At 38.4% G+C, this 23,784-nt stretch carries 25 protein-coding genes and 2 pseudogenes; 17 read left to right on the forward strand and 10 right to left on the reverse strand.

Annotated elements, in window-relative coordinates; all coding sequences use genetic code 11:
- The first annotated feature begins 253 nt into the window (after positions 1-253).
- Positions 254-409, forward strand: coding sequence for a hypothetical protein (locus tag BMX63_RS17920; RefSeq protein WP_177167178.1), 156 nt, complete (start codon positions 254-256; stop codon positions 407-409).
- Between the two features lie 37 nt (positions 410-446).
- Here BMX63_RS17920 and BMX63_RS04570 read toward each other — a convergent pair whose 3' ends face one another.
- Both BMX63_RS04570 and BMX63_RS04575 read right to left on the reverse strand, forming a co-directional pair.
- The gene (locus BMX63_RS04570; RefSeq protein WP_093132416.1) at positions 447-1,001 is read right to left on the reverse strand and encodes a hypothetical protein; all 555 of its coding nucleotides are present in this window, start codon (positions 999-1,001) and stop codon (positions 447-449) included.
- 42 nt (positions 1,002-1,043) lie between these two features.
- Entirely contained in the window at positions 1,044-3,158 is a 2,115-nt protein-coding gene (locus BMX63_RS04575) for a heavy metal translocating P-type ATPase (protein ID WP_093132418.1), read from the reverse strand.
- 251 nt (positions 3,159-3,409) lie between these two features.
- On the opposite strand from BMX63_RS04575, the gene BMX63_RS04580 reads away from it, so the two are divergent.
- Entirely contained in the window at positions 3,410-3,904 is a 495-nt protein-coding gene (locus BMX63_RS04580; protein ID WP_093132420.1) for a GNAT family N-acetyltransferase, read from the forward strand.
- Between the two features lie 191 nt (positions 3,905-4,095).
- Here the strand turns inward: BMX63_RS04580 and BMX63_RS04585 are convergent.
- The 4 genes and pseudogenes from BMX63_RS04585 to BMX63_RS04600 form a co-directional block, all read right to left on the reverse strand.
- Positions 4,096-5,885: pseudogene (locus tag BMX63_RS04585) on the reverse strand (M3 family oligoendopeptidase).
- A 23-nt stretch (positions 5,886-5,908) separates the two neighbouring features.
- Complete coding sequence (locus BMX63_RS04590; RefSeq protein WP_093132422.1) at positions 5,909-6,559, reverse strand: MOSC domain-containing protein; 651 nt, start codon at positions 6,557-6,559, stop codon at positions 5,909-5,911.
- Positions 6,560-6,692: 133 nt separating this feature from the next.
- Complete coding sequence (locus BMX63_RS04595) at positions 6,693-7,391, reverse strand: VOC family protein (RefSeq protein WP_177167179.1); 699 nt, start codon at positions 7,389-7,391, stop codon at positions 6,693-6,695.
- A 16-nt stretch (positions 7,392-7,407) separates the two neighbouring features.
- Entirely contained in the window at positions 7,408-8,406 is a 999-nt protein-coding gene (locus BMX63_RS04600; RefSeq protein ID WP_093132516.1) for an LLM class flavin-dependent oxidoreductase, read from the reverse strand.
- Positions 8,407-8,548: 142 nt separating this feature from the next.
- Between BMX63_RS04600 and BMX63_RS04605 the strand changes: the two genes are divergently transcribed.
- The 5 genes from BMX63_RS04605 (at position 8,549) to BMX63_RS04625 (ending at position 12,695) form a co-directional block, all read left to right on the forward strand.
- Entirely contained in the window at positions 8,549-9,103 is a 555-nt protein-coding gene (locus BMX63_RS04605; protein ID WP_177167180.1) for a Rossmann-fold NAD(P)-binding domain-containing protein, read from the forward strand.
- A gap of 90 nt (positions 9,104-9,193) precedes the next feature.
- Positions 9,194-10,093: a cysteine hydrolase family protein gene (locus BMX63_RS04610; RefSeq protein WP_093132428.1), complete on the forward strand. Its 900-nt coding sequence runs from the start codon at positions 9,194-9,196 to the stop codon at positions 10,091-10,093.
- Between the two features lie 78 nt (positions 10,094-10,171).
- Positions 10,172-10,870 (forward strand): ABC transporter ATP-binding protein, encoded by a 699-nt coding sequence (locus tag BMX63_RS04615; protein WP_093132430.1) that lies wholly within the window; start codon positions 10,172-10,174, stop codon positions 10,868-10,870.
- Complete coding sequence (locus tag BMX63_RS04620; RefSeq protein WP_093132432.1) at positions 10,863-12,293, forward strand: hypothetical protein; 1,431 nt, start codon at positions 10,863-10,865, stop codon at positions 12,291-12,293. The genes BMX63_RS04615 and BMX63_RS04620 overlap by 8 nt, the downstream gene beginning before the upstream one ends.
- 15 nt (positions 12,294-12,308) lie before the next feature.
- On the forward strand, positions 12,309-12,695 hold the full coding sequence (locus BMX63_RS04625; RefSeq protein ID WP_093132435.1) for a VOC family protein: 387 nt from the start codon (positions 12,309-12,311) through the stop codon (positions 12,693-12,695).
- A 4-nt stretch (positions 12,696-12,699) separates the two neighbouring features.
- Here BMX63_RS04625 and BMX63_RS04630 read toward each other — a convergent pair whose 3' ends face one another.
- Positions 12,700-13,317 (reverse strand): class I SAM-dependent methyltransferase, encoded by a 618-nt coding sequence (locus BMX63_RS04630; RefSeq protein WP_093132437.1) that lies wholly within the window; start codon positions 13,315-13,317, stop codon positions 12,700-12,702.
- A 205-nt stretch (positions 13,318-13,522) separates the two neighbouring features.
- On the opposite strand from BMX63_RS04630, the gene BMX63_RS04635 reads away from it, so the two are divergent.
- A complete protein-coding gene (locus tag BMX63_RS04635) occupies positions 13,523-13,762 on the forward strand; it encodes a glutaredoxin family protein (protein WP_093132439.1) in 240 nt (79 codons plus the stop codon).
- Positions 13,763-13,842: 80 nt separating this feature from the next.
- Positions 13,843-14,187, forward strand: a complete 345-nt coding sequence (locus BMX63_RS04640) for a YppG family protein (RefSeq protein WP_177167181.1) — start codon at positions 13,843-13,845, stop codon at positions 14,185-14,187.
- A gap of 205 nt (positions 14,188-14,392) precedes the next feature.
- Here BMX63_RS04640 and BMX63_RS04645 read toward each other — a convergent pair whose 3' ends face one another.
- From BMX63_RS04645 to BMX63_RS04655, 3 genes and pseudogenes are all read right to left on the reverse strand, one after another.
- Entirely contained in the window at positions 14,393-15,241 is an 849-nt protein-coding gene (locus tag BMX63_RS04645) for a DegV family protein (RefSeq protein WP_093132443.1), read from the reverse strand.
- Between the two features lie 38 nt (positions 15,242-15,279).
- Positions 15,280-16,179: pseudogene (locus tag BMX63_RS04650) on the reverse strand (DMT family transporter).
- Positions 16,180-16,351: 172 nt separating this feature from the next.
- Positions 16,352-16,966 carry a rhomboid family intramembrane serine protease gene (locus tag BMX63_RS04655; RefSeq protein WP_093132445.1) on the reverse strand — a complete coding sequence of 205 codons (615 nt, stop codon included), beginning with the start codon at positions 16,964-16,966 and terminating at the stop codon, positions 16,352-16,354.
- A gap of 141 nt (positions 16,967-17,107) precedes the next feature.
- On the opposite strand from BMX63_RS04655, the gene acpS reads away from it, so the two are divergent.
- The 8 genes from acpS to BMX63_RS04695 all read left to right on the forward strand — a co-directional run bounded on the left by acpS (position 17,108) and on the right by BMX63_RS04695 (position 23,777).
- Positions 17,108-17,470: a holo-ACP synthase gene (gene acpS, locus BMX63_RS04660; protein WP_093132447.1), complete on the forward strand. Its 363-nt coding sequence runs from the start codon at positions 17,108-17,110 to the stop codon at positions 17,468-17,470.
- 290 nt (positions 17,471-17,760) lie between these two features.
- The gene (locus BMX63_RS04665) at positions 17,761-18,783 is read left to right on the forward strand and encodes a LolA family protein (protein WP_093132449.1); all 1,023 of its coding nucleotides are present in this window, start codon (positions 17,761-17,763) and stop codon (positions 18,781-18,783) included.
- 969 nt (positions 18,784-19,752) lie between these two features.
- Positions 19,753-20,934 carry an alanine racemase gene (gene alr / locus BMX63_RS04670; protein WP_093132451.1) on the forward strand — a complete coding sequence of 394 codons (1,182 nt, stop codon included), beginning with the start codon at positions 19,753-19,755 and terminating at the stop codon, positions 20,932-20,934.
- Between the two features lie 164 nt (positions 20,935-21,098).
- Positions 21,099-21,392 carry an antitoxin gene (locus BMX63_RS04675; RefSeq protein ID WP_093132518.1) on the forward strand — a complete coding sequence of 98 codons (294 nt, stop codon included), beginning with the start codon at positions 21,099-21,101 and terminating at the stop codon, positions 21,390-21,392.
- 6 nt (positions 21,393-21,398) lie between these two features.
- Positions 21,399-21,749: a type II toxin-antitoxin system PemK/MazF family toxin gene (locus BMX63_RS04680; RefSeq protein WP_093132453.1), complete on the forward strand. Its 351-nt coding sequence runs from the start codon at positions 21,399-21,401 to the stop codon at positions 21,747-21,749.
- A 388-nt stretch (positions 21,750-22,137) separates the two neighbouring features.
- Positions 22,138-23,004 carry an RsbT co-antagonist protein RsbRA gene (locus BMX63_RS04685; protein ID WP_093132455.1) on the forward strand — a complete coding sequence of 289 codons (867 nt, stop codon included), beginning with the start codon at positions 22,138-22,140 and terminating at the stop codon, positions 23,002-23,004.
- A 4-nt stretch (positions 23,005-23,008) separates the two neighbouring features.
- A complete protein-coding gene (locus BMX63_RS04690; protein WP_093132458.1) occupies positions 23,009-23,365 on the forward strand; it encodes an STAS domain-containing protein in 357 nt (118 codons plus the stop codon).
- Between the two features lies 1 nt (position 23,366).
- A complete protein-coding gene (locus BMX63_RS04695) occupies positions 23,367-23,777 on the forward strand; it encodes an anti-sigma regulatory factor (RefSeq protein WP_425441449.1) in 411 nt (136 codons plus the stop codon).
- The last annotated feature ends 7 nt before the right edge of the window (positions 23,778-23,784 follow it).

Genomic DNA, 23,784 nt, shown 5'->3' on the forward strand with positions numbered 1-23,784 from the left:
CCAGAGTCATTTGCAAGTAAATTCTAATAGGTTCAATTAACCTTCAGCGGATAAGGAGTCCTGCTGAAGGTTTTTTACTCTTACGTATATAATATTTTAAAACAGAAAAGGTAATATAAAAAAGAGGAGCTTTAGAAGTTCATTTCTGTTAGGCTGTGTTAAAGCTTATTGTTGATGGTTTACCAAGTTAGTTGGAGCTTAAAATCAACACCCATGTTTAACAAAGTCTTCTGCTAAAAAAGGAGTGATGTACATGCGAAAAGAAAAGCGAAAGAAGGAAGAACCAACGATTGCACCAGGTATGGATACGGAAGATGAACTTAAAGAAGAAGCCACTAAAAAGGAAGTGGAAGAAGGCGACTATACGAATGTAACAACTGTATCATGGGATGAAAATGATCCAAGTTAAAGAGCTGAGCTGTCTTATTAAAAGACAGCTCTATAAGTTATTTAACCTTTATTTCTACACTTTTAGCGGTAAATAAATAGGTTTCATAATCTTCATTTGGTTTCCTTCGATTATACGTTACCTCAATCTTAGAACCAGGGCGAACATTTTCATAAGTATCCTTTGAAACCGTAAATAATGTTCCTCCTCCATGTTCCTTTGAGAATGATAATGCCTGATCAAAATTTAAATTTTTTACTTTTTCCTGATTTAAAACATTATTGGCTATTAGTAGCTGGTGATTTCCGTCTATTACCCGCTTTCCCGCTACCAATACAATCCTTGTAGTACTATCCCATCCCATTATGTGTATGAGCTGATCAAAGTTCTCTGGTTCTACATAAAGATAGCTCTTATTATTTTTTTTCTCGAACAAATAGTGGATATTCTGTGATTTTAATTTTTTACGTATATCTTGGGATTCTTCATCACTAGTCGTCCATATACCCTCATAGTTTCCCTCTTCGATTTTTTTCTTGACTTCGGAACGGCATCCTGTGATTACGGTGATAAGAATAATAAAGCTTATAATAGGAATAAATTTATTCTTCAAAACATCTCACCTCTATAAAATAATCACTAACCTTCTATTTTTCTACACACGGAGAAGTCTTAATGCGTTCAAGGTTACAAGTAATGTGGCTCCCATATCAGCGAAAATCGCAATCCACAGGGTTAACCATCCCGGAATAACCAGCAGTAATGCTAATATTTTAATACCGATGGCAAAGGTGATATTTTGCTTAATAATGGATAAAGCTTTTTTACTTAAACGAATAGTGAATGGAAGCTTTGACAGGTCGTCTCCCATTAAAGCAAGATCTGCTGTTTCGAGAGCGGTGTCTGTCCCCGCGCCGCCCATCGCTATTCCCGCATCAGCAGTAGCCAGTGCAGGTGCATCATTAATGCCATCTCCGACCATGCCAACTTTTCCATATTTCTTTTGATAGTCTTTGATAAAATGTAATTTTTTCTGAGGTAGTAATTGGGCCTTTACATGTTTGACCCCGATTTCTTTTGCAATAGCTTGAGCAGTTTCTTTATGATCCCCTGTTAGCATGACGGTATTTGGAACACCCAGACTATGAACTTGATTCAGGATGTTCTGACTTTCCTCTCTTGGTTCATCTCTTACCGCAAATACAGCAATAACCTCAATCTCATCTCCATAAAGCATGACGGTTTTTCCACTATTTTGCAGGTCGCGGATTTGTTGTTTCGCCGACTCAGATAATCCCTTTTGAGCTCTATCATAGGCTAATTCAGTATTTCCCATCCAATAGGCTTTCCCATTGATTTGGCCCTTGATGCCTTTGCCTGTAATAGAAGTGAAGTCAGAAATATCTATCTCACTAGTCACTTCCATATCTTCTGTATAGCTAACAAGCGCTTTTCCAAGTGGGTGTTGGGAATGGGATTCTAAGGCACGGATATTAGCTAAATGCTGATTGTGATTAGCTTCTGTTAACCAGTTTACATCGGTCACTTTAGGTGTCCCGATGGTAAGGGTTCCCGTTTTATCAAAAGCAATGGCATTTAAAGCACCGATTTCTTCTAAATAAATGCCCCCCTTAATTAAGACGCCGTTTCGTGCCCCGGTTCCGATTGCTGTGACAATGGCAACAGGAGTGGATACCACAAGTGCACAAGGACAGCCCACAACTAACACAGCAAGTCCTTGATAAATCCAGTCGCTCCAGGAAGCTCCAAACAGTGGTGGGACAACAGCTACTAATAAGGCAATAGCCATTATTACTGGTGTATAAAACTTAGCAAATTTATCAATAAATGCTTGAGCTGGTGCCTTTTCAGACTGGGCTTCTTCTACAAGATGTATAATTTTGGATAATGTTGTATCTTCGGAAGTTGTGGTGACGTTCACCTCTAGAAAACCTTCTTCATTTAAAGTCCCAGCAAATACTTCGTCACTTTGCTGTTTGGTGACAGGCACCGATTCTCCTGTTATGGCAGCTTGGTTTACTGTTGAGTTCCCCCGTGTAACGATTCCATCTATCGCAATTTTTTGTCCAGGTTTTACCAATAAAATGTCGTCAACTTGAATGTCTTCTACAGCTAGTTCCATCTCCTGGCCATGACGACGGACGATTGCCCGGTTTGGTGCTAAGTCCATCAGTGATCGAATGGAATAACGGGCTTTATCCATAGAAAAGGCTTCAAGTTTCTCACTAATAGCAAACAAAATGACGACAATTGCACCTTCACCCCATTCTCCGATAATGACTGCCCCTGTAACAGCAATGGCCATTAAGGTTTTCATATCAAATTCAAGGCGGAATAAATTTTTATAGCCAGTTTTTAGTAAGGGATAGCCGCTGATTAGAATGGCACCTACGAAGGCAATTAATGTATAAAAGTGCTTTTCGCCCACTTCTTCTTTAGATAGATAACCGATTAAGATTAATAGGATTGCTATCATTAAAAAACTGTATTTTTGCCAGAAGGATTCCTTTTCTTCATCTTGTTTGTCTCTATTATTCTCAGGTTTTATTTTTAAATTTTCAAAGGCCCCTGCTTTCTCCAAATCTTTCGTTGTTGTTTTTCCATAAACCGCGATTTTTGCAGCTCCGAAATTTACTATTGCATCTTCAACACCATCCAGGTGCTTCACGTTCTCTTCGAACTTTACGGCACAATTAGCTCAGGTTAGTCCTTCAATACGATATATGTCTTTATTATCGTTCTTAGGCATGATGTTTCACCTCCATGAAGTGGGTAAACACTAAATGATCATCTATGAGAAACTGAATTTTGTGAATCTACTAATGAACATCTATTGTTTTCAAAGATTTCATAACCTTCCATTAAATGATGGTTTGATTGTATTATATTCATATGGATAATGACTAGTCAATTAAAGACAGGAATTAGAGACAGCTTTTTTTAAATCCTGTATAATGTTGGATAATCTTTCATTAATTTATACACCTAGGGAGGATATATATGATTCGAGAAGCCAGGCATTCTGATATTCCCACCATTATGAATCTAATCCAGGCGTCAGTTGCAATTATGCAGGAAGAAAGAAATGAACAATGGGGTAAGGACTATCCATTAGCCAAGCATTATGAAAATGATATAGAAGCCGGTCAATTATATGTATATGAAGATCAAACAGGAGTTCAGGGAGTGGCCTGTATTAGTCATCAGGGGCACCATGAGTATGACGAGGTAGCGTGGTCTTTTGACTCCCCTTATCTTTGTATAAAGCGACTCGCTGTAAATCCTTTGGAACGAAAAAAAGGTATTGGCTTAACGTTTTATCAAAAGGCAGAGGAAATGGCATTAGCTAAAGGAATACATACCATACGGACAGATACTTATTCCAAAAATCAAGGGGCAGTAAAACTGTTTGAGAAGGCAGGCTATCATTTTGTGGAGGAACGGATAAACGACGGCAGGGAAGCGCCTTTCTATTATTATGAAAAGAGATTTTGAATATCTTAAAAAGCCTAAATGATGTATATGTCATTTAGGCTTTTTTATCCTGCGTCCAATCACTGGAAAGCTTCGAGTAGATGACAATATCATGAAGAGGAGATCTCCATCCCGCTTAATACATTCTTGAATAAACTTCAATAACACCATCAACCAAAAATGTAAACATCAGAGGTTACCCTGTGTTCATTTTAATTGGCCAGTTCTATAAACGCCTCAACATCCTTAATACAAAGCTGAATCCCTTTCTCCCAGAAGGATTCTTCCGTGATATCCTCACCTAAATGCTTCATCACCAGCTCTTCAACAGGCATAATCGCTGTATCACGCAGCAAAGCCATATATTTTTCCTCGTAGCTGGCGCCCTCTTCCCGGGCCTTCGCGTAAATACTTAAGGAGAATAGATAGCCAAAGGTGTATGGGAAATTATAAAAAGGTACATCCGTAATATAAAAGTGAAGCTTGGATGCCCAGAATCTAGGATGTACTTCGTTGATAGCTCCTGCATAAGCTTCCCGTTGAGCTTCCACCATTAACTCATTTAACCGTGAAGCTGGTACGATCCCTTGTTTTCGTTCTTCATAAAATCTTGATTCAAATAAGAAACGAGCATGAATGTTCATAAACATCGCAACACTTCTTTGAAGCTTGGCTTCCAGAAGTGATTTTCTCTGTTCAGCTGTCTTTGCTTCATTTACTGACGCATCTGAAACAATGGATTCAGCAAAGGTTGATGCTGTTTCAGCTACATTCATGGCATAGTTGCGGTTTAATGGATGCATGGACTGTAATGTATAACTATGAAAAGCATGCCCTAATTCATGAGCTAATGTTGCCACATTGGACATCGAGCCATTATAAGTCATAAAAATTCGGGACTGTCCACTTAATGGGAAAGAGGTACAGAAACCACCAGGACGTTTGCCTGGGCGATCCTCAGCCTCAATCCAGGCTTCTTCAAAAGCCTTTTCTGCAAATTGTGCCATTTTCGGGCTAAATGAATGGAAATGTTTTAGGATAAACTGAGCACCTTCTTGAAAAGATAGTGTCTCGTCATCATTCGATAGGGGGGCATTCAAATCGTACCAATCCAGTTTATCTTTACCTAATAAATGAGCCTTTTTATTTAAATAATCTACAAATGGCTTTTTATGCTTGGAAATGGCATTCCACATCGCTTGAAGTGTTGATTTTTGCATACGGTTATATTCCAGTGGTTCTTTAAGAAAGTCATCCCAGCCTCGTTTTTCATATACATGAAGTCGGAACCCGGCCAGATGGTTTAAGGTTTTAGCAAAGAGCTCTTCTTTTTCACTCCAGGCTTCTTCTAATCGATCAAATACTTCTTTTCGGATCTCAGGATTTCCATGTGTAGAGAGATTGTTGGCCTGCCCAACGGATAATTCCTCTGTCTTACCATCTATTGTAATGGGAATCGTCATGGATCCTACAATGGTATCATACATCTGTCCCCAGCCATGATATCATCTACAGCCAAAGATTCTATGAGTGCCTCTTCGGTTTCAGAAAGCTTCTCCTTTGCTTTCCTGCGCCATTCATTCAAAATAAAGGTTAATTCCTGTAGCTTAGGATGCTGAATGAGGTCGTTCCAAACCGAATCATTTGTTTTCGCCAGTTTTTGCTGCAAGGTATTAAAAGCTGTTGAAAACTCAGCAATTAAATGCGTCATTCTACTCCTAAGGACGTTGGCTTGTTTGTCGGTCATATCCTGGGCTTCCAGACAGCTTACAAATCCTCCAGCCTGCGTTACATTCATCTTGATATTTTTTGCCTGGTTTATTAACTCAGCTACCATACCAACATCATCAGCTTTTTTGGGGGTTTGAAAATCCTCTAGTTTTCTGGAAAAATCAGCTGTCTGGCTTCTTAGTTGATCTAAATGATGTTGAAACTCCGTGGAATGACTTCCACCTGGAAAAATGGATTCCAGGTCCCAAACTTCTGAATAAGTATGACTCATGTTGCTCCTCCTCGTGACAATATTTAGTTGGCTATACGTTTCTCTAAAGACCTTCGTAATGTTTTAGACAGTCCATCTACAGCTAATATCTTTTCAATTTTAGCCGGATTTTTCGGATCAAAAAACTTCACATGATTCACAAAGGATACAGGTACTTCATGGGCATCTGTTTCGATTAATTGTAAGGTATCATCTGGATTTACATAGCCTTCTTCTAATACGCGGAGTAAAAATCCTGTATTCCCTTTATCCCTCATTTTTCGTTCCAGGTCCGGAACATTATAGCGGGTCGCAATTTTATGACAAGGTGTACGTGGTTCAGTAACTTGAATAACCGTCTCTCCAAATTTAAAGATATCTCCAATATGAGTATTGTCTTCTGTTATCCCAATAGAGCTTAAATTTTCTCCAAAAAGGGAAGTATGTACCTCAATCCCCTGTAAAATGTCGCGCCAGTAAGAATAATGCTCGGATGGATATAAGCAAAGGGCTTTTTCGGTTCCGCCATGTTTTTTAAACTCCTGCTGATCCGCAACAAATCCCACCTTGTTTATGTAAGCTGGCCCTGTTATAGGTTGTTTACGCATAGCCGTTTTTAATGTTTTTTCTCCATATTGTAGGGTTTCAACCTTTCCTACATTAATCGATTGAAGCGGAAATATCTTTTGTTTCAATTTACGTCCTCCATCCCTATGGAATTATTAATAGTTTAGCATAATTCATAACACAGTCGATTGATATGCCGAAAAATTCTGTTAATCCAGTGTAAAGAGTCCTCCTTAAATGGATGGGAAGCGGATAAGTGGACTAGCTGGAATAGATCATGTGACCAAACCTCGCATTTAGATGATTCCCTTTTACCAGTTGAAGGTCACCATTTTCTAATGGCCATTCAGCAATGGTTTGACCATAATCGTTTTGACTGAATTCAGGTTCTGGAAGCTTATAAATGTTTGTAAATGCCTCCACCTCCTGATTTATAGAGGAGACCCCTATTTGGATGGCTGTAAAAGGGACGGAATTAACCATGTCCTGATTCGGGGGGTGATTCCCTTCTTTCTCCCATTCAATTAAAAAAGGCTTTACGTTTTGACCAGCTTCATATTCAGGAAAAAGCATCCGCCAGCTGAGTGTAGTTCCATCCGGCTTTTTACGACTACCGGGGAAGGGTCCTTTATAAGAAACTCCATTTTTCTGATAATGGTGAATGAGGTTATCCATTTGCTGGGTACGTAATGCAAACTGAATAGGTCCTTCATGGTTTTGGTCATTGGCGAAAGCTGCGTGCTGAATAAGTGGATTATCAGACGCCTTTGCTTTGTTACTATCATTGATTCCAAGCCACTCAATATAGCTATTATTACTCATAAAGGCTACATGATTATAGGTTCCCCATGGTTCGTGATTTCCACCTTTACTGAAGATTAGGTCATACTGATTGGTAAAATCCTGGACCTCTTTTTCAATCGATTTTGAGAATACAACGAGGTGATCAAAAGCAAGCACATTCACTCCCCCCTTTTTATTTCGTTTTAAAAGCATCCATAATGAGTTGATAAGATTCAAAACGCTTTTCTTTAGAAGTGGCAATCGTATTGACAATCACTTCGTCAACACCATAAGTTTGGGCTAACGTTTCAAGTTGTTCTTTTACTTGCTGTGGATTGCCTACAATCATTCGCTGGCGATTTTGACGTACCCTTTCTAATTCAAATGATGTATAAGGATAATCAACAGCTTCTTCTGGGTCTGGATAACCATGACGAAAATCGCCATTCTCTATGCGTAACAATTGAAGATCAAGCGTGCTCGCTAAATATTCAGCTTCTTTTTCCGTTTTTGCACAGACTACAAAAATGGCTACATTTCCTTGAGGTACCTTCTGCTGTTCGGATGGCTTAAAGTGATTATAGTAATCTTTCATGGCATTTATTCCACCCTCACCATTGATAAATTGAGCGAAGGTATAGGAAGTCCCTAGTTCTGCAGCAAGGGAAGCACTTCTGGTACTGGATCCCAGCATCCAAATAGGGGGTGCTGTTTCACCAAGAGGTGTTGCAGACACCTGATAAGTAGGATGTTTTTCCCCACGTACATAATTCATTAATTCCATCACTTGTTTAGGATATTCTTGAACATTAGGGTATTTTCCTTTATTTAATGCATAGTTCACACCAGGCATTCCACCTGGAGCCCGTCCAACTCCTAAATCTATTCGATTGGGATATAACGATTCTAAAACGCGAAAAACTTCTGCAACCTTATAAGCACTGTAGTGTGGCAGGAGAACCCCACCTGTTCCGACACGAATATTTTTCGTATTGGCAGCTAAATGAGTGATGAGAATTTCAGGTGCAGAGCCTGCAAGGGTTTTCGTACTATGATGTTCCGATACCCAAAAACGATGGTAGCCCAGTTTATCTGTCCATTGGGCAAGTTCTGTAGTTTGTATTAGCGCATCACGGGCTGTTGCACCAGGAAGTAATGGTGATTGATCTAATACACTTAATTTTATAGACATAACAAACATTCCTTTATAAATTGGTTTAAGATTATTTTTCCCCTTCATTAGATAAAATTCAATCATCCTGCTTAGATCGAAAAGAGGGTTTTGGCGATAAATGGCTAATATAGGAATAATAGGATGAATGGGAGGGACTATAATGGAATCCGGACATGCACTGGTTATTGGTGGAACTGGTATGCTCTCAGACGTCACGATATGGTTGAATAAAAAAGGTTATTTTGTTTCGGTAATAGGGCGAAGAAAAGAAAGATATCATCAATTAATGGAACAAATCGAACATTCCCATAATATTTCCGCCCTATTAGTCGATTACCATCAAACAAAGGAATTAAAACAGGCATTAAAGGAAGCTGTGGAAACGCACGGTCCATATAATTTGGTAGTGGCATGGGTTCATTCTTCCGCACCAGAGGTCATTCCAGCCATATTAGAATTACAAAATCAGTATCAAAACGAGCCGTTTGAATTCTTCCATGTAAAATCGCATACCCGTTATTATGAGAATGAAACTCTTATACGACCTAGTAATTGTGTCTATCATGAAATTTATCTAGGCTTTAAAGCTTATAAAGGTCATTCCCGCTGGCTTACTCACCAGGAAATCTCAGAGGGAGTGAAGGATTCTATACATCATCGCCGTCTTCAAACCGTTGTAGGTCAAATAGAACCCTGGGATGAGCGGCCACACTAGGTAAGTAGTCTATTTAATCAAACGTTTGATTGATTTGCTTTAGTGGAGGAGAAGACGTTTCAAAAAATTAATAAAATAGGAGGAATGGTTATGAAACTTCGGGAATTTGAACATATCGTTGATGTAGATAAAATAGGAGAACCTATTAATCAACCACTAGGAGATTTTTTAGCACAGCCAAATCAATCGATACAAAAATCCGGGGCAGATAAAGAAAAATCACTCTTATTAGCCATTGATGTTCAAAATGATTTTATGGATTCAGGAGCATTAGGAGTTCCAGGTGCAAAACAGGATATGGAACGATTACTTCATTTTATGTATAACCACTTTGAAGACATTACTCATGTGATGGCTTCGATTGATACCCATAAGCCCCAGCAAATTTTTCATCCGTGCTGGTGGGAGGATGCGGAAGGAAATGAACCAGAGCCATTAACGATTATAGAGTGGGCAGATATCAAAGCTAGTAAATGGAAACCGCGCTTTTTTGAACAGGAAAGTAAAACCTATGTTCAAAAGCTTGAGGAAAGAAGTAAAAAACAGTTATGCATTTGGCCATACCATTGTATACAAGGCTCCTACGGCATTTCATTAGAAGGACAGTTTACAAGAATGGCTTATCTCCATTCTTTATTGCGAGATTACGAGCTGAAGACGGTTGTAAAGGGAGAGGATCCGCTCAGTGAAATGTATGGAATCATTCAACCTGAATATAGTGAAAGGGATTTAGTAAGAAGAGACGTTATTGAACAGATAAAAGGCTATGACAACGTAATTATTGCTGGACAAGCAAAATCCCATTGTGTCATTGAATCTGTTAAACAAATCGTCGACCATTTAAAAGAAGGCACAAATCAGCTTAATCATATTCATATTTTGACAGATTGTATGAGTTCGATTCCAGGATTTGAAGAGGAGACAGAAGAGGAATTTGCCCAATTGGAGAAAGATTATGGAATACAGCTTCTTACCTCAAATCAGTGGTGATGACTTACTTTTCAATGCATACGAAACCATTAGCCATATAAATACGTAATCATATAAAAAATAAAAGGGTGTAAATAAATGGGGAATGCGTTAGAAGTAAAAAGCTTACAGTTATCCATTCAAAATGAGACGATTATTAAAGATATCAGTTTCCACGTTCCGAATAACAAAATTCTTGCGCTAATAGGACACAATGGGGCAGGGAAATCAACAACTATGAAGGCCATCATGGGCTGGTATAAGAAACTTCAAGGGGAGATTTATATTCAAGGAGTGTCTCAGGATGATAATTTTCTCTACTTCAAAACGCTCTTTTCTTACATACCTGAAGAACCATTGTTAATGACAGAGCTAACGGTCTATCAGCATTTTCAATTATATGGAGCTAGCTATCAAATGGATAATGATATACTGGAAAACCGTATTAAATACTATACGAGTGAATTTGAAATCCAGGATAAACTGAGTGAGTTCCCTGAGGCACTTTCGAAGGGAATGCGTCAAAAGGTTCAAACGATTTGTGCGCTGCTTCCTGATGTTCCTTTACTTTTGATTGATGAGCCTTTTATGGGATTAGATATTTATGCCACACAGTTCTTATTGGACGAACTAAAAAGAAGAAATAAAGAGGGAATGTCGATTTTACTAACCTCCCACCAGATGGAGAAAGTTACAGATCTTTGTGATAAATATGTATTGCTAGCCGATGGAATGATAGCTGAGTCTGGGGATATACAGGAATTTAGTGGATTAACAAGGAGGGAAGTAGATGAGTAATGTTCCTTCCTTATACCCCACGTTGAAATGGCTGAAAAGAAATCGCTTTAAAAAAAAGCTGGCTTTATATAAGCAGGTTATCAATATGTTTATGGATCTTACGTTAGCGATATACTTATCTGTGTTTGGTCTCATTAGCTTAATTGCCATCAGGGATTGGTTCCATAGCTTTGAATTTTTTACAATCTTTGAACAGTTATCTTATGAATGGGTCTTTACATTTTTTATTGCTATAATTATTCGTTCCTTGATTATATCCTTCCGTAATCCTGGCTTCTATGTAACAACGACTGAATTTCAATTAAGCCTGCTTCCTTATTCACGAGAAAAGATCTGGCTTTATAACGTTATCGAAACAATGATAAAAACGGTTGTTCAGCTTTTTCTAATCCATTTGATTTTGTATATTTTCACGCCCGTAACTTTTGCAACAACTGGCTTACTATTTATAGCCCTTTTGTGTGGTCAATTACTAGGACGGGTTATACAATGGAGGCTTTTTCAGATAAACGGGATCAATAAGATATGGATTCCTCTTTTCTCTATAGTGTTATTAATAGGACTACGGACAATGGTGCTGTTTACTTCTATTCCTGTTATCCCGGTAATGTGGGTGGGTTTTATCCTGGGGTTTTTATTAACAATCTTTTTATCTATGAACCATCCCTTAAAGAATGTAGATTGGCCTAAGGTGATAAGCTTCAGTGATGTCGTGATATGGAATATGATGGTTGTACAACAAATGACAAAAACATCTATCAAACCTTCGAGAAAGTATCAATTCTTAACGAAGGTTTTGCAAGGGGAAAAAGCAAGTAGGCCGTTTGAATATCAGATTTCAAAAATAACGGTCCGCCTGTGGCGCTCTTTATTTAAAGATCAACTAGAAGTAGTCATAAGAACAATAGGAGTAATACTTTTACTGGTAGTTGTATTTGGGTTTCAAGGGGAATGGCAGCTTGGTATAGCTATAGCGCTTGGAATCTTTGTCCTCAATCAAATCTCAGGCAGTATGTTTATGTATCAATTTCAACAGCCCATAACCCGTTTCATTCCCTGGCGAGTAACAGAATGGTTCAAATCTTATTACAAGTGGTTTGTGTTTGTGTTGATTTTCTTTATCATTATTTTTAGTGGCATGCATTTTCTGAAAGGGTTAAGCTTACTGGCCATTTTGGGTAATGTAGTGCTTTACTTTCTATGGGTCTCCTTCGACTTAGAGATGTGCGTTGCTCCAAAAGTAAGGCGGTTAATGGGAATTTGGAATGGAAACGAATGGTTTTTTGCTGGAAGAATGATGGGTATGGTTATCATTTTCTTTAGTATTCAAAATCCATGGATAAGTGTTGTTTTCGCTGTCCTCATTCTCTACACACGATTTAGCAGGATGACGATTATCCCGGATGAAATAACGTTAAAATGAAAGGAAGAATGGAGCGTGTCTAATTATTTAAATCAATCTGTTCATGCTGTGTTTGTACATGTAAGAGACTTAAAAAGGTCTGCCTCATGGTATAGTAAGCTGCTTAATTTACCCTATTATGCGGAAAATGTGCAGTCACCTGTATACAATATGCCTTTAAAGGAAGGGGTATATATGACATTAGATGACCATACTTTCGATCCAGCATTTGAATTTAGCCCCTCTCAGCACCCTGCTTTCAACTTTTTTTCAAGTCATCTGTATGCTACCTACAAATGGGTAAAGCAGGAGGGGATTCAAATAGTACGTGAAGTGGAGGCACATGGTAACTTTGGATGGTTTTACATTAGCGATCCTGATGAGAATGTCATTATGATTTGTGGTGACATCGTTAAGAAATAGCTATTCACTTCTTAGATACAGCAATACCAAGCGGATAGTAAACCCCCTCTTTAGGTGGGTGGGGTTCAATTAATACACCGTTTTGATAGAAAAAAGATACCTCTTGATAGGAAGTAAATAAGTCACGAAATTCGCCTGGGGTTAATTGGTGGACATGGAAAGGCGAACCACATTTTTTGCCTCTTCCTTTACCAAAAGGAGTCGAGACGATTAATGTCCCACCAGGCTTTAACAACTGATAATAATTTTGAAGAAGTTTTTCCTCCTTAGCAATATGTTCTAAGGTTTCAAAGCTAATAATGCTGTCAAATTGCCCCAATTGTTGTGGGAGCGAAGGGTCAGTGGCATCTTTGACATAATAACTGGCTTTGGGATGATGGTATCTCCCTTTTGCATAATGAATAACATCCTTATCAATATCTATACCAATGACTTCATGGATCTCATTTTTTAACCGTTTTGCAATGAACTGAGTTCCATATCCTGCACCGCATGAAAGATCTAATACTCTTCCATGAACATGTGGTAATGAAAATTGGTAACGGGCTAAATGCTCAAGTAATAGCATATTCATTGAATCCATATTATCAGGTATGACGCGCTCACCGGTATCTTGTAGCATATTTTACATCTCCTTTTTATGCTCGTCCAGACTATATAAAGGCATAATATCATATTTATCAGATGGGCTTAAATCATTTTAAGACACTGGATAGAATCAGTGCCTTTTTACAGCTGGTCTTAAGGACGAAGTTTAAGATAATTTATTGAAGGGTAACAATAATGACAGGACAGCATTGACACCATGTTAATTGAGGTGATCGCTGGTGAGGCAAAATGAGGTTTTGGTATATACAAGTGATAACTGTGAGCAAAGCCAGAATGTGATGCAACTATTAAATCAATGGGATGTACCTTTTCAAGAAAAAAATATTTCAAAACATCCCCCATACTTAAAAGAGCTTCAGGCCGATAAAGTCTATGCTACGCCAGTAACCTATGTTCGAGATGAGCGAATTTTAGGTTATCAAAAAGGAAAGCTAGAACGTCTTATCGGTCGGAGTTAAAGCCTTCATATGGAAATCATCACACACCCCGTTTACCTTTTTCATAAATTATAATGAGGTACCACAAGGGGGTGTTTTGTATGCAACGCAATTGGAGCCAAAAGCCTGACCCATTTCAGCCCATGTATCCACCCCAATATCCTTATCAATCACCTAATCAACCACAGTCTTATCCAGGAATGAATTCTCCATATGAATCATTTCAAAAGCCTCCAATGCCTATAGGACAAAATTCTATGCCGCCAAACTATATGGGAGGGACTTATCCTAAGGGTGGAAATTTTATAAAAGCCTTTCAGGATCAAAATGGACAAATGGACTTTGATAAGGTATTTTCTACCGTGGGTCAAGTGGTTGATACTGTGAATCAAGTATCTCCAATCGTAAAACAGATGAGCTCCTTTATGAAAAACTTCAAAATGTAAAAAGAGGCTGATAGCAACACCCTGTAAAGAAGGGGGCTTTATCAGCCTCTTTTATGTGCTTGTGCCAGTCGCCTCCGCTTTTCTATGTCTAGCTGCGGCTCCTAGGTCCAAGCAGTCATAAGCAGAATCCACTGCGTGGCCAAAAGCATGCCACTCCGTGAATTCTGCTTATGCAGTCGGACCTAACCAGTCGCCTCCGCCTTTCTTAATCCCTAAAAAAGGAGATGACGAGGCCTCCTTCGCCGGAGTATGTGGCGATTAGGGGGCCCATGTCCATGGTGAGGGAATTTTGGAATGGGTATTTTTCTTTAATATCAGCAAGAACTTTATTTGCCCGCTCTTTACTGTTTCCATGTGCCAGTGATATCGTGCCAAAATGTTTGGTTTGTTCCCCGATTTGCTCAACAAATCTTCTCATCGCTTTTTTATTGCCCCGGACTTTTTCGGCAACATCAATGGTTCCTTCATTTGTTGCGTGTAATAAAAGTTTAATATTCAGTGTTTTGGCAATGGCTCCTTTTACTTTATCCAGGCGACCACCCTTTATAAGGTTATCGAGGGTTCGGAGCACAAATAGGGTAGAAAGCTTTTCAACACGTTCCCTCATATGGCTGACCAGATTGTGAAAATGAACATCTTGTGCAAGCTTTTTTCCCGCTTCATGAAGCAGCAAAGCTATTCCACATGATGCTGTTTTTGTATTGATGATTTCAATTTGACGATCTGGCTCTTCATCTAAGAGCATGTCTTTTCCCATGACAGCACTTTGGTAGGTACCGCTCACACCTTTTGAAATAGATAACATTAAAATCGGTTTGTTTTCATCTACTCTTTTATAAGCTTCATAAAAATCCTGCGGGCCTGGAGCAGAGGACTTTGGTAGCTCTTCTGCTTCCTCCATAAGCGTATAGTAATTTTCAATTTTTGAATCTGGACTAACTTTGTACGTTTCTCCATTGATTTGAATGTTAAGAGGAACAACAGCAATATTTAATTTTTTCTGTAGAGCCGTTGGGATATCGGCTCCACCATCAGTCATTAATTGGATATTCATCGTATCCACTCCTTCAATCAAAAATAATCTGTTTCTTTTTATTCTTCCATAGTGCTTGCTGGCACCCGCGAAGTACTTAAGATAAACAAAATCATACCAAAGATGACAATCGAGCCTCCAAGAACCTGGAACCAGGTTACGTATTCTCCTAATATAAAATACGCTAAGATGGATGCTCCAACAGGTTCAAATAGCATCCCCATAGTAATAGTTGAGGTGCTTACCCATCTGATAGCCCAATTGAATAGGGAATGACCGAGAAAGGTTGGAATAATGGCTAAAGCTAAAAACACAAGCCAATGATCAAGGTCATATCCAAAAAAAGGCTGTTGAAGGATAAGATTATAAACAATTAATGTAATGGAGCTTATTCCATATACAATAAAGGTATAGGTTGCCAGGGGAGCTCTTTTTCTTACATTTTGCCCCAATAAAAAATACCCTGTTACCATAACGGCTCCCAATAGTGCAAGCATGTCACCAAATAATGCAATTCCGCTGATTTACAAGTCTCCCCAGCTTATAATCACGCTGCCTGTCATTGTAATGATCATGCTAATAATAGCCCCATAAGTAAAACGTTCATGAAAAAACAAATAGGTTCCGAAAAAAGCAAAAATCGGCTGTAAGGTGACAAATACAACTGAACTTGCTACGGAAGTGTAATTTAAGGATTCAAACCAAAGAATAAAATGGAAGGCTAAAAAGATTCCGGCAAGGATGGACAAGCCCCAGTCCTTTACATAGATGTAGGGAAAGTCATGACGTCGTTTGAGTAAGATATACGGTGCCATAATGAGAACAGCGAATAGGAGTCGATAATTGGCAATGATAGAGGCTGGAGCTTGATCGGCCAATTTAACGAATACTGCAGCGGTTGAAACACTAAGTACGCCAACCGTAACAGCGATATATGGTGTAATTTCTCTTTTGTCCATTCAAACGTTCCTCCAGCAGAGACTATAGATTTTCTACTATTTTATCATGTATGAAAGGGAAATACACCGGACAATCTCATTTGTATTCCAGAGTATTTCCCGAATATGATAATCAGATAAGGCCACCGTTAAGGAGTAGGTAGCCTTACTCACTCGAATAGCCGGTTAAAAGTTATAACCAATTTGAATGTTTTCTTACCCCACTTAAGAGGATATTCGCTAATGCAAATCCGCCAATAAACCCGAAGATGTGCGCATAAATATTTATATTTGTACGCAGGAATGTCATAATGAGAGCAATAATCATAATGGCCGTAATGATCTGGGTGCTCTGATAATCAAGCAACTCTTTACGAAAGAGTATGATGAACAAATAAGTGCCAAATAACCCAAAAATTGCACCAGAAGCTCCCGCATGGGTAAGCTCCATCGATCCTAACCATAAGGTGGCTAGATTTCCGATAACACCTGAAAGTGCATATAAGAGGATAAATCTAACTTTACCTAGCATACTTTCGAGAGCAGGGCCAAATAAAACAAGCGAAAATGAGTTGAAAATAGCATGCATCAAACCGAAATGAAAGAAAATGGCAGTAAATAATCGCCAATATTCATTGTAGTTGGATATGAGTCCATTTTGCCCGAGGCCAAGAAATCGTATTGAATCAAAAAACGGAATGGGCAAAAATTCAGTCAGTAGCCATAAACCGAGATTGATCGCTACTATCACACTAACCACGGGATAAAAACGAAGAAATTCCTGAAAACTTTCTGTACGAATAAACATAGCATCACCTATTTAGTATAGTTTGTTTCATATTATACATATTTTTTATTGTTCATACGGCTCATTTGCTTATTTTATCAAAATTTATTGAAAGCTCTAAGCCATTACAATCTTTATCAATAAGGAGAGTGGAGGATTGCTGTGATTAAAGGACTTGGTGTTGATTTATCTGAAATAAATAGAATTGAGAAAGCAGTGAAAAGAAATCATCGTTTTCCTAAGCGGATTCTTTCGGATCGGGAAATGGAGTTATTTGAAGGATTAACGTCCTGGAAACGTAAAGTAGAATTCGTGGCAGGACGGTTTGCTGCTAAAGAAGCTTATTCAAAAGCACAAGGTACAGGTATTGGAAAGGAATATTCATTTCAGGATATTGAAATACTGCCTAATTTTCAAGGGAAGCCTGAAGTGTTTGTTAAAGGTAGGAAAGAAGAGGGGACACTTGTGTCAATCTCGCATAGTACAGAAATTGTTATTGCAGAAGTTGTGATTCAGGAAGGCTAGTCTGCATATTCGGATAGTTTGTCTCATATATTTTAGTGCGGGTAAAAGGGGACAAAGGTAAACACCGCGTTACAAATGGGACATGTATGATTGGCATGTCAAATGCCTGTGATGACAATATGAGAAACGCTTAGAATGGAGGAGGGTAATTTACAAAAAATGGACAATGATGTTGTGGAAATGAGTTAAAAGAATAAAAAATCGATAAGGATAAATCGTACATGCTCATGTTTGCGGTGTAAAAAATACGTTCCCTTTTTGTTTCGAAATGAGGCAAAGGAGTTGTGAACATGAAGAAAAAACATTTGCTCTGGAGCTTGGCAGTCTTTCTACTCATTTTTATGTCTGCTTGTGGAGAAAAATCTAAAGAGGATGTCATTAGTTCTCTGGAAGATAAAGTAGAAGAAATGAGTGGATATAAGGCACAGGCAAAGATGGAATTAAAGACAGGGGAAGATGTGCAAAGCTATGAGATTGGTGTTTGGCACCAAAAGAACGATATGTATCGTGTAGAATTAAATAACCCAAGCAGTGAAAAGGGAAATCAGATTATCCTTAAAAACAAGGAAGGGGTTTTTGTTTTAACACCTGCGTTAAACAAGAGTTTTAAGTTTCAAAGTGAATGGCCGGATAATAGCAGCCAGCCTTATCTATTCGCATCATTAGTTAAAGATGTGGTCAATGATCAGGAATCAGAATTTAAACAAACCGATAACCATTACGTATTTACAACCAAAACGAACTATCAAAGCAATAATAATCTCCCTTATCAGGAAATCACATTTTCAAAGGATACTTTAAAGCCAGTGATGGTAAAAGTGATGGATAAGGATTATCAGTCCTTAGTTGAAATTTCGTTCTCATCCTTTGAATTTGATCCTGAATTTGCTGAAGATGACTTTGATACGCAAAAGAATTTAACAAGCAGTGTCATGAATGTACCAGCAATGGCAAATTCAGAAGAAGAAGAGACATTGGAAGTTCTTTATCCAGTGAATTTACCAGAAGGGACTTCACTAGCAGAAGAAAAGAAAACCGAGTTCGAGAATGGGACCCGCGTTATTCTTACTTATGAGGGAGATAAAAGCTTTACACTGATTCAGGAGCAATATCAATCGTATCCTACCAGTATTACCTCTCCGGTTAATGTACAGGGAAGTCCTATTAGTCTAGGTGCTACCGTGGGAGTCATGACGGAAGAATCTGTTGAATGGAGTAAGGATAATACAAGATTTTATTTAGCCAGTAAAGATTTAACACGTGAAGAAATGATTGAAGTTGCTTCCTCTGTAGAAGGTAAGGGAATTAAGTAAATGAAAAAGCAGTACGGACTCATGGATTTTACTCCGAAAATAGTGGTGGCGTTTGGACTGTTTTATCGGAGTGCTCCCACAATCCATGAGTCTGTTTTTGTTTGTGATTGTTTTTAGAATAGGCTCATGTTCACCATAGGTACCCATTTTCCCTCCAGTGTGCTCGCTTTCAGCAGGTGGTCGGGAGCTTCGTCAACATACGTTTGTGGGGTCTCCTGTATACAGTTCTTCCCGCAGGAGTCTCGCGAAATCAACTTGGTAGAAAATTAACCATAAGCTTTAACATATCCTTAGAGTAAACAGAAAAAGCCTGAACTGTACTCGTTAGGGAATGAATAATTTGGTTAGGTGACGGGATTAGACAGATAATAGACTGAATTATACTGAATGGACAGGATTTAGGTTTGTTGACGGAAATATTGGAAAGAGTGAGAATTATAATAGTGAGCGATTGGTATCCTGAGTGGGTTGAAAGAATACTCACTACAACTAAAGTGAATCATTTGAATAAGGACAGCATGCTGAATTTGTCTTAAATCCCAAACAGGTATCTTTTGCACCATAAAAGGATTGTGATGAATATCGACAGAATTAAATGGCAATATAGACCGAATTCTCAATTTAAAAGACTTGATTACACTTCTTCTCTAAGATAATCCTGATAAAAGAGGACCTTTTTACTAAAACTACTGGATAAATAGTTTCCGCAGGTACTGCAAGATTATAAAAGACAACACGAAGGAAGGGCTTGGCGATAAGACCATCATAAAATCGGGTTTTCGTATTCCGCTTTTTTATGTACACTTGCTGTCTCTGGATCTGGGCAGTCATTAGTGGCGAAAAAGTGTGTCACTCCGTGAATTCAGCTTATGCAGTTGAGCCTAATCAGTCGCCTTCGCTTTTCTTTCTTGACACTTTACTTTTAAGGTTGAATAATAGAAAGAAAAAAGAACGAGAGAAGGCTTTATTATGAGTTTACAGCCGTTTTATCGTGATTCCTGGTGTGAGGTAAATTTGGATGCGATTCAATATAATATTAAACAATTAAAGCAGGTCTTATCAGATGATACGGAGATTTTTGCTGTTGTAAAGGGGAACGCTTATGGACATGGTGATATTCAGGTAGCGAATGCGGCCCTGGAAGAAGGCGTATATGGTCTTGCTGTGACTCTATTGGATGAAGCGTTAAAGCTTCGTGAGGCAGGAATTAAAGCTCCTATTCTCGTTATGAGCTGGGTTCGTCCAGAGGATGTAAAACTTGCAGCTGAGAATGATATAACGGTTACCGTGTTTCAGAAAGAATGGGTAGAACAAGCTAAGGTTCACCTTTTCAATCAAACTCTTTCTGTTCATATTAAAATCGATACAGGAATGGGACGTATTGGAATCCGTACTTTAGAAGAAATGGAAGATCTGATTAAAGAGCTTGACGATTCCCATTTTAAAGTTACTGGTGCTTTTACCCACTTTGCTACCGCTGATGAGGAAGATGAAAGCTATTATCGTAATCAACAATCACGATTCACCGAATGTATAGGGATGCTAAAATCCTATGTTAAAGATGATAATATTGTGATTCATTCTGGGAATAGTGCGGCGAGTATGCGTTATCCTAATGATATGTTCGATGCTGTTCGTTTCGGGATTAGTATGTATGGTCTCTATCCATCTCCGTTTGTTAAACAGATTCAACCTATTGATTTACAACCAGCTTTTTCTCTTCATAGTAAGCTTATTCATGTTAAAAAACTACCTGCAGGCGAGGGGATAAGTTATGGAAAAACGTATGAGACGCAGGGTGAAGAATGGATAGGGACTGTCCCTGTTGGATATGCCGATGGTTGGATACGAAGGCTTCATACTCAGCATGTCATTATTAATGGAAAGAAAATGCCGATTGTAGGAAGGATTTGCATGGATCAGTTTATGGTCAGACTGGATGGACCTTATCCAGTAGGGGAGCAAGTCACTTTAATTGGCAGGCAAGGTGATGAAGAAGTGACAGTAGATGACATTGCCGATACGTTGGAAACTATCACATATGAAATCCCATGTTCTATCAGTTACCGAGTTCCAAGGGTTTATGTACACAACCAGGAAATCATGGATGTGGAAAACAAACTGTATTTAGAAAAAAATCGTTTAAAATAAAACATAATTGTGTAAAATTGGAATAGATATGAAAATGGTAAGACGTTGCGGTGAGAGTTGCGCATTTGCCAGGATTAATAAGGAGATTTAATTTTTCCAAAGCTTTGCAATGCAAGTCCCTTAATGGTATGATTGGAATGGATTTATACAATTGTTACGATTTCATGGTGGAGGTGTATGTTGTGTCCGAGGGTTCACAAGAAATTGTAGTAAAACTACCACAACAAATGGTTGAAGAATTAGACAACTTGAGAAAATATGAAGACTGCGATCGAAATGACTTGATTTGCCAAGCTATGAAGATGTATTTGCATGATAAAAAGAAACGTGATATCCGAGAGACAATGCGCCGCGGTTATGTGGAAATGGCTAATATTAATCTGAATATTGCATCTGAAGCTTTTCAAGCTGAAGAGGAGGCAGAAAATACCCTTGAACGCCTTGTGAGCGGGGGGTAAAATCTGTTGATGGTAAAAAGAGGCGACGTCTTTTTTGCGGATCTCTCTCCTGTCGTTGGGTCGGAACAAGGTGGCGTTCGCCCAGTATTAGTCATTCAAAATGATATAGGTAACCGTTTTAGTCCAACCTGTATTGTTGCCGCTATTACCGCACAAATACAGAAAGCTAAATTACCGACCCATGTTGAAATTGATGCTAAAAGATACGGGTTTGAGCGTGATTCGGTAATCTTACTGGAACAAATACGTACAATTGATAAACAACGATTAACGGATAAAATTACACAACTAGACGAGACTCTCATGAACCGTGTTGACGAAGCGTTACAAATTAGTCTCGGACTTATTGACTTTTAAAGCTGCTCAAAAGAGTAGCTTTTTTATTTTTTATGATATAGGAACATTCGGCTACATTCGTTCGTTGTGTTTTTCTTTATCTCCCCCGACTTTGACCAGTCCGTACCTTGGTAAACGGGCTCTTCCCCCTTCCAATAATCTGCTTTTTCCTGATAGTAGTTAAATCTACCCCTATTTATCTACCTAATCTTTTTTATGTCTCCTTAACAACTTCACTCTATGGTTCCATCAAGTCTTATAGCGTTTCGAATATAGATTTTCAAGACGTTTGACCTAATCTGTTCTGCTTTTATTTTTCAATTTAGCATGGTAAATTATAAAGTGGATAATTATTTAATAATTTTTAATAATTACATATATTTCAAGTAATTTTAAGGGGGCCGGCGATTTGGATAAGCTTTTACGTGAGATTGTATTAGAGAATAGTGACCATATTGTGAAAAAATGGCTGACGGAGATTGACCGAAAGAAGGCAGATAATTATACAGTTTCCATTTCCGAAGAACTATTTGAAAGTACAAATCGTGAATTTGTAAATGTGATATTTTCAAGTGTGGAAAAGGAAGGAATGCTCGAAGACCTTCACAAATTCTCTGAAAGGTTAATCCATTTAGGATGGCCACTGAGCTATTTAACAGAAGGTATGCAGGCGTTCCGTAGAGTTACAATGAATTTTATTTTAGAAAGAAGTGAAGAAGTAGATTCACAGCAATTTACTGAAATATTGGAAGGTGTTGATCAATGGATTGATCCTATAGTTAACTTCTTAGTTAATGAATACTCAGGCAACTGGGAAAATACAGTATCAATTCAAAGAATGGCGTTACAGGAATTATCTGCTCCTTTAATTCCGGTTATGGAAGGGATTACGATAATGCCGCTTGTTGGTACGATTGATACCGAGCGGGCGAAGCTCATTATGGAAAATTTGCTGGATGGTGTGATAAAACACAATGCGGAAGTAGTATTAATGGATATAACAGGTGTACCTGTAGTAGATACAATGGTCGCGCATCATATTATTCAGGCAGCGGAGGCTGTTCGATTAATTGGTGCATCTTGTATATTAGTCGGAATCCGCCCTGAAATTGCACAAACCATTGTCAATTTAGGTATAGATTTATCGAACTTCCCAACAAAAAGTTCTTTACAAAAAGGATTTCGATCTGCCCTTGAAATTACCGGGCGTCGAGTTGTTAATGTAGGTGAAGAGGATGATGTTGAGAATATTTTGGACTCATTAGGTAAGGAGTGAAACTTTGAGGATACCAATTTTGAAGCTGCATAACTATTTGCTGATTTCTATTCAAACGGAGTTAGATGATAAGACGGCTATTCAGTTTCAAGAGGATTTGTTAAATAAAATTCATGAAACATGGGCAACAGGAGTTGTCATCGATTTAACTTCCGTAGAAATTATTGATTCTTATATTGCCAAAATATTAGGAGACGTTGTATCGATGTCTGATTTAATGGGTGCTAAGGTTGTCCTAACAGGTATACAGCCAGCTGTAGCCATGACGCTGATTGACTTAGGAATACATTTAAAAGATGTACCAACAGCACTTGACTTAGAACAGGGTCTTATAAAATTGAGACAGGAATTGGAGGAATAATATGATGGATAATCATTTCCAATCCTGTATCCCTATACAGAAAGAGTGGGATATTGTTGCGGCACGACAACAAGGCCGGGATTTTTCAAAACAAATAGGCTTTGGTGCCGTCGACCAGGCAAGAATCGCAACAGCAATATCCGAACTAGCCAGAAATATATATTTATATGCACAAAAAGGAGCAATTTGCTTTGAATACATTGAAGATATGGAACATAAAGGAATTAAAATTATAGCCTCGGATGAGGGTCCGGGTATTTCGGATATTAGTAGAGTGATGGAGGATGGCTATACAACATCTGGGGGATTAGGGGCTGGACTTCCTGGAATTAAACGGTTAATGGATCATTTTGATATCTATTCAGAGGAAGGTAAGGGTACCGAAGTGACGATTCAAAAGTGGCTTCGTTAAGGGGGAG

Origin of the sequence: Salinibacillus kushneri, assembly GCF_900111405.1 — a bacterium.
GTDB classification, from domain to species: domain Bacteria; phylum Bacillota; class Bacilli; order Bacillales; family Alkalibacillaceae; genus Salinibacillus; species Salinibacillus kushneri.

What these genes read in the sequence shown, in the direction of transcription:
- BMX63_RS17920 (WP_177167178.1), top strand. Translation starts at nt 254, where the DNA reads ATGCGAAAAGAAAAGCGAAAGAAGGAAGAACCAACGATTGCACCAGGT.
- BMX63_RS04580 (WP_093132420.1), top strand. Translation starts at nt 3,410, where the DNA reads ATGATTCGAGAAGCCAGGCATTCTGATATTCCCACCATTATGAATCTA.
- BMX63_RS04600 (WP_093132516.1), bottom strand. Translation starts at nt 8,406, where the DNA reads ATGTCTATAAAATTAAGTGTATTAGATCAATCACCATTACTTCCTGGT.
- BMX63_RS04605 (WP_177167180.1), top strand. Translation starts at nt 8,549, where the DNA reads ATGGAATCCGGACATGCACTGGTTATTGGTGGAACTGGTATGCTCTCA.
- BMX63_RS04610 (WP_093132428.1), top strand. Translation starts at nt 9,194, where the DNA reads ATGAAACTTCGGGAATTTGAACATATCGTTGATGTAGATAAAATAGGA.
- BMX63_RS04615 (WP_093132430.1), top strand. Translation starts at nt 10,172, where the DNA reads ATGGGGAATGCGTTAGAAGTAAAAAGCTTACAGTTATCCATTCAAAAT.
- BMX63_RS04620 (WP_093132432.1), top strand. Translation starts at nt 10,863, where the DNA reads ATGAGTAATGTTCCTTCCTTATACCCCACGTTGAAATGGCTGAAAAGA.
- BMX63_RS04630 (WP_093132437.1), bottom strand. Translation starts at nt 13,317, where the DNA reads ATGCTACAAGATACCGGTGAGCGCGTCATACCTGATAATATGGATTCA.
- BMX63_RS04640 (WP_177167181.1), top strand. Translation starts at nt 13,843, where the DNA reads ATGCAACGCAATTGGAGCCAAAAGCCTGACCCATTTCAGCCCATGTAT.
- BMX63_RS04645 (WP_093132443.1), bottom strand. Translation starts at nt 15,241, where the DNA reads ATGAATATCCAATTAATGACTGATGGTGGAGCCGATATCCCAACGGCT.
- BMX63_RS04655 (WP_093132445.1), bottom strand. Translation starts at nt 16,966, where the DNA reads ATGTTTATTCGTACAGAAAGTTTTCAGGAATTTCTTCGTTTTTATCCC.
- BMX63_RS04665 (WP_093132449.1), top strand. Translation starts at nt 17,761, where the DNA reads ATGAAGAAAAAACATTTGCTCTGGAGCTTGGCAGTCTTTCTACTCATT.
- alr (WP_093132451.1), top strand. Translation starts at nt 19,753, where the DNA reads ATGAGTTTACAGCCGTTTTATCGTGATTCCTGGTGTGAGGTAAATTTG.
- BMX63_RS04675 (WP_093132518.1), top strand. Translation starts at nt 21,099, where the DNA reads ATGGTGGAGGTGTATGTTGTGTCCGAGGGTTCACAAGAAATTGTAGTA.
- BMX63_RS04695 (WP_425441449.1), top strand. Translation starts at nt 23,367, where the DNA reads ATGATGGATAATCATTTCCAATCCTGTATCCCTATACAGAAAGAGTGG.